Genomic DNA, 5,195 nt, shown 5'->3' with positions numbered 1-5,195 from the left:
CGGTGGCCGGTCGGCGAGGTCGTGGTTGCAACAGAGAGTGCTCTTGTCAAAGATGCAGTCGAATCCCTCCTTCCACTCTGCAAGGCACGGGCAAACACACGGGATGTCCGGCTTGTTTCAGGCACCTGGGAACGTATCCTCTGGACGGCTGAGCCGCAGATGAAGAAGATCGGGCCCGAGTTTGGAAAGACCGGGGTACTGGTCAAACATGCGATCGAGGAGTCGGACGGAACCGCACTCCGGCAGCAGATCAATGAGGCGGGATCTGCAACCATCACCGCCGGCGACCAGGAGATCGTCATCACGGCAGACCATGTCGCCTTCAGTGAGAAACTCCCGGAAAATGTGTACTCGGCCACAATGCCCGATGCAACCATCTATGTCGATGTCTCCCTCACCGACGAACTTGAGGCTGAGGGGTATGCACGTGAAGTGATCAGGCGTGTCCAGGAGATGCGCAAACAGATGGATCTCTCGGTCGACGATCAGATACAAGCGGTCATTGCCATCGGAGATCTTCGGATCCGATCACTGCTCGACCAGTCAACAGACTGGATTGCAGGAGAGATCCGTGCATCATCACTTGTCTTTAGAAAAGAGAAGGTGGAAGAGGCAGGGTTCTCATCAGACTGGGATATCGAGGGGCTCAGCGTATCAATTACCCTGCTTGGGCCCTGAGATGAGAGAGGAGAGGTATAATCTCCCCTCCTGTGAATTGAAGAGCGGGGGAGTTCGATCGGATACAATCCGGTTCCTCTGCGTAACCACAGCCTCCTCCTCTTTTGGATTATAACCGCTCACCTCTTCAGAGGCACGGCAGACAACCAGTCCACGCCTCTGCCACCCGGGTGTCTCTGCCAGATTGATACCCTTTGAATGCATCAGCTCGTGCATGGCAGCGGTATTCATCCCATGGAGCATCTCCTGCACTGTTTTCGCAGAATGGCCATCCTGCCCCAGTGCCCACTGGGCGTAGGCATTATTGTGGTTCCTCCACGCCTCTTTCTGTCGCCAGATGAGATAATCAATCGCAGTCTCACTGTCAACCGGAACAACCCGCGCGTCAAATGAGACTGGTTCGCGGAGAGAAAGCTCGATTGTCAGGGCACTTGAGGCAAAAGAAGCGGCAACAGAGTCGAGCTTTTCAACACGCCCGAAAAATGGGAGCCTGGTGAAGAAGAGATTGATCTCATCGGAGAAGGTATAGGCAAACTCCGGAGAGAGGCCGCTTTTCCCCAGAAGAAGCGATGATACCATCTCCATGGCAGAGGAAAAACGATCGTCAAAGGGCTTTTCGAGACCGAGGGCTTCTGCCACAGAGCGGAAGGCTCTTCCGTCAAGCCTGACGAAACAGGGTGCTATTGTCCTGAGTTCCGAATATATCTCCCTTCGCTTCATTCGTCAATTTCACGTTCGGCTGACGTATTGAAGGCGCCGGGTATGTGCCGGATAAGCACAATGTCAGAAACCTCCTTAATCAGGCGATAGGGAACTTTCAGGCCCTTGAACGACTTTAAGTCAATAATATCAGGATTAATGTTTGTCAGGGCAAGCGATGCCATCTTTTTGTTATCTATATCGATGACAACATCAGCGACATTACCGATGAACACAGCCCTGTCAGTGTATACGCTCATTCCAAAGAGCTCTGAGATCTGCCACTTCATATCAATCTGTTCAAGATATATACTAAATACTTAAAAAAGATACTCCCTTGCATGAATGGATCGCTGGAGATAGGACGGATTTTTGACATACCTGTCCGCCTTCATATCACTTTTTTACTGGTGATACCCCTCTTTGCATGGATCATCGGCAGCCAGATCAACCTGACAGTCGAATTTATTGAGGGCATCTTTGCCATCCCCATCGACAGAACCATCATTGAAAGCGGTGTTGTACCCTATATTCTCGGCACGATCGTGGCGCTTACCCTCTTCTTCTGTGTATTCATCCACGAACTTGCCCATTCGCTTATTGCACGTGCCCATGGCATTAAGATCAACTCAATAACGCTGATCATCTTCGGCGGCGTCGCTTCGATGGAGGAGATGCTCCCGGACCCAAAAGTGGAGCTCCCGATGGCGATTGCGGGCCCCCTCACCAGCCTCGGGCTTGGGATCCTCAGCTGGATTCTTGTATATGCCGTTGATCTGGTCGTTGAAGCCCCGGCTGTTGCAGGTGTCTTCATTTATGGATTCGGATACCTGGCGATCCTGAATATCCTGCTCTTTGCCTTCAATCTCCTTCCGGCATTCCCGATGGATGGCGGACGGGTGCTTCGCGCCTGGCTTGCAAAACGGATGCCGCTTCATCGTGCAACACGGATTGCATCGGATATCGGGAAGGGGTTTGCCATACTCTTTGGGATCATCGGGATCTTCACCTTCAGCTTCATCCTGATCATCATCGCATTCTTCATCTATATTGGCGCAAGCCAGGAATCGTCAATGGTTACAACGAACTTCCTCCTCCAGGATGTAACCGTCGGCGAGATCATGTCAAAAGAGGTCCTGAGTGTCGAGATGAGCCTCCCGCTCACCGAAGTGATACGGCTGATGTACACCACAAAACATCTTGGATTTCCTGTTGTGGACCGGGGGGATCTGATTGGTATCATTACCCTTGCGGATATCCACAGGACCAGCGATATCGACCGCGAAGCGATGCAGGTTCGTGATGTGATGAGCAGGCAGCCGATCACCACCCTTCCGCCATCCGCATCGGTCACCGACGCACTCAGGATCATGACAATGCAGAATATCGGGAGGATCCCGGTCGTCGAAGAGGGGAAAATCGTTGGAATTGTTACCCGGACTGATATCCTGACAGTCCTCGAACTAAAAGATATGGGTTAGAGGGAGAGGGTCTGCCTGATACCGGTGGCATCGGTCCTGTAACCGCATGATTTGTTCAGGATTGTTCTGAATGAATCTGATTCGATCACTTCAAGGAGGGATCTGATCCGGGGATCTTCGAGATCTTCGGTCATGATCCCGATCTCATACCGCTCGGTTCCCACCGGGACAAATGAGAGACCTGCGATCTCTGCCGCAGATGCGACACAGAGACCTGCATCCGCCTCACCGCTTCGGACAGCAAGGGCTACGGCAAGATGGGTCGTCATCTCCCGATCATAGCCTGAGATCGCCGATGGATCGATACCACGCTCCTTCAGGAGGTGATCAAGGAGCATCCGGGTACCTGACCCTTTCTGCCGGTTCACAAACGAGACCGAATCCAGCTCCTCAAAGGTGATCCCATCCCGTGAGACGATACCCTGTTCCCGTTCTGCAACACAGACAAGGGTCACCTCCTCTCCTGCAAGGTACCGTTCCAGGTACCGGACATTATAGCTGCCATCCGGTGCAAGAAGATGCATCGGCGCGCAATGGCAGTGCCGCCTCTTCAGGGCAAGAATACCTCCCATACTCCCGATATGTGCAGAGTGGACCGGGAGCGGAGCAAGGAGATCGGCCAGCCGGTCAAGGATCGGATCATGGCTTCCGGCTAGAATGAGAGCAGATTCGAGTTCCTCTTTCGGCACACTCAGGGAAACCGGAATCATTTCACCTGCCTCCAGCCCTTCTGAATCAGCAGGTATCCTGAGAACCCCGTTGGACCGGACCGCACTCATCTGGACACCTGCACCACGTGAGAGGGGTGTTGCAATCAGCCGTCCTGCCACACGGCCCGCGGTCATCAGGACGAACTCATCAGTTCCGATATCCGAGGCAAGTGTCCGGGTCAGTTCCGCCTCTATAACCTCGCGGGATGGGACCGGGATCCCGGCATCCCTGATCACCGGCGTGATGATCTCCCGGATCACCGTCAGGGCCGAGAGTGGGTAGCCAGGGAGACCGATCACCGGCTTGCCCCGGATCACCCCGATGATCACCGGTTTTCCTGGTTTGATACCAACACCATGAACCAGCACCTCGCCGAGTTCGCCGACCACCTGTGCGGTATAATCTTTGGTACCCTTAGACGAACCTGCCGAGATGATCACGATATCATGAGCAGATACCGCGGCATCAATCGCGTCCCGTATCCGTTCAGGGTCGTCAGGTACAAGGGGAGAGACCGCCGCATGGACTCCGAGAGAGCGGAGATGTGCTGCTGCCATCTGGCAGTTGCTCTCGACAACCTGGCCGGGTTGTGGGCGTGTGCCATGAGCCACCAGTTCGCTCCCCGTCGGAATAAGTCCGGCAGAGAGGGAGAGAACTGCGACATCAGTGATCCCGTATGCGGCAAGCGCCCCGATATCAGGGTACTGGATCCGGTGGCCCCGGGGAAGAGCCATTTCTGATTCGGCGATATCCTCCCCGACCGGCCGGATATGCTGCCATGGTGCTGCTGCTCTTCTGATCGCATATCCTCCGCCCTCAAATGCGACATCCTCGATCATGATCACGGCATCATAGCCTGATGGAATGACATTGCCGGTGTTCACGCGGACTGCATCCAAAAGGATGACCGGATGCTTATCGGTTGCGCCGTTGGTTGCCCGCGAAGAGACCGCAATTCCATCCATTGCCGAGAGATGTGCTTCGGGAACAGAATATGACGCATAGATAGGATTGGCCGTTACCCTGCCGACACTCTCCATGAGGGGAACGCGGATCACCCACGGAACTGGCGGACAATTGCTGCTGATAAGTTCAATCGCTTCTTCGAGCGGGACGAGAGAGAGATACCTGTTCACCACAGGATCACCTCCACAACAAAACCTGTTTCAAATCCTTCGGACTCTGCGGGCACACGGACATACCCCTCGCTTTCTACGAGGGTATGCAGGAGTCCGCTCTTTGAGAAGAGCGGGGTTGCCACCCCGTCCCTGACCTTCACCCGGACATAATCCTCCCTCCCTTTTGCAGAGGGGATCCCTGCATCAAGTGTGGCTGAACAGGTCTGCTCCGGAAGACTGATACCGCTCATCACAGCAAGAAGCGGTGCGCAGATCGCCCGCATGACCATAAATGCCGAAGATGGATGGCCGGGGAGGCCGATCACGGGATGATGTTGGATCTCGCCGATGATCGTCGGTTTACCCGGGGATATCGCAATCCCATGAACAAGAACCCGTCCCAGATCAGCGATCACCCGTGCGGTTGCATCACGGTCGTCTTTCGAGCTTCCGCCGGAGATGAAGATGGCATCGGCTTCTTCAACTGCCTCCTGTATGGCAGAGGTGA

Annotated in this window: 6 protein-coding genes; 2 read left to right on the top strand and 4 right to left on the bottom strand. The window is 54.5% G+C overall.

The features are described 5' to 3' along the window. Positions 1-678: DUF5915 domain-containing protein (locus QCH34_RS06340; protein WP_300331892.1), on the top strand; the 678-nt coding region annotated here is incomplete at its 5' end. On the opposite strand, the gene QCH34_RS06335 is transcribed toward QCH34_RS06340, so the two are convergent. Both QCH34_RS06335 and QCH34_RS06330 read right to left on the bottom strand, forming a co-directional pair. Continuing rightward, positions 655-1,398 (bottom strand): tRNA(His) guanylyltransferase Thg1 family protein, encoded by a 744-nt coding sequence (locus QCH34_RS06335; protein ID WP_300331889.1) that lies wholly within the window; start codon positions 1,396-1,398, stop codon positions 655-657. The two genes, QCH34_RS06340 and QCH34_RS06335, sit on opposite strands and share 24 nt — an antisense overlap. Continuing rightward, positions 1,395-1,667, bottom strand: a complete 273-nt coding sequence (locus tag QCH34_RS06330; RefSeq protein ID WP_300331886.1) for a PRC-barrel domain-containing protein — start codon at positions 1,665-1,667, stop codon at positions 1,395-1,397. The genes QCH34_RS06335 and QCH34_RS06330 overlap by 4 nt, the downstream gene beginning before the upstream one ends. Positions 1,668-1,718: 51 nt before the next feature. Here QCH34_RS06330 and QCH34_RS06325 point away from each other — a divergent pair, with 51 nt between their 5' ends. After that, entirely contained in the window at positions 1,719-2,858 is a 1,140-nt protein-coding gene (locus QCH34_RS06325; protein ID WP_300331883.1) for a CBS domain-containing protein, read from the top strand. On the opposite strand, the gene QCH34_RS06320 is transcribed toward QCH34_RS06325, so the two are convergent. Beyond that, positions 2,855-4,708, bottom strand: a complete 1,854-nt coding sequence (locus tag QCH34_RS06320; RefSeq protein ID WP_300331878.1) for a molybdopterin biosynthesis protein — start codon at positions 4,706-4,708, stop codon at positions 2,855-2,857. The genes QCH34_RS06325 and QCH34_RS06320 overlap by 4 nt on opposite strands. Beyond that, the coding region (locus QCH34_RS06315) for a molybdopterin-binding protein (protein ID WP_300331873.1) at positions 4,702-5,195 on the bottom strand (494 nt) is incomplete at its 5' end. The genes QCH34_RS06315 and QCH34_RS06320, both read right to left, overlap by 7 nt.

The organism is Methanocalculus sp. (genome assembly GCF_029762515.1).
Classification (GTDB): Archaea; Halobacteriota; Methanomicrobia; order Methanomicrobiales; family Methanocorpusculaceae; genus Methanocalculus.
The sequence above is the reverse complement of the archived record's forward strand: the minus strand, read 5'-3'. Positions and strand labels throughout refer to the sequence as shown.

Excerpts from the sequence above, each read along its gene's own strand:
- QCH34_RS06335 (WP_300331889.1), bottom strand. The coding sequence starts at position 1,398 with ATGAAGCGAAGGGAGATATATTCGGAACTCAGGACAATAGCACCCTGT.
- QCH34_RS06330 (WP_300331886.1), bottom strand. The coding sequence starts at position 1,667 with ATGAAGTGGCAGATCTCAGAGCTCTTTGGAATGAGCGTATACACTGAC.
- QCH34_RS06325 (WP_300331883.1), top strand. The coding sequence starts at position 1,719 with ATGAATGGATCGCTGGAGATAGGACGGATTTTTGACATACCTGTCCGC.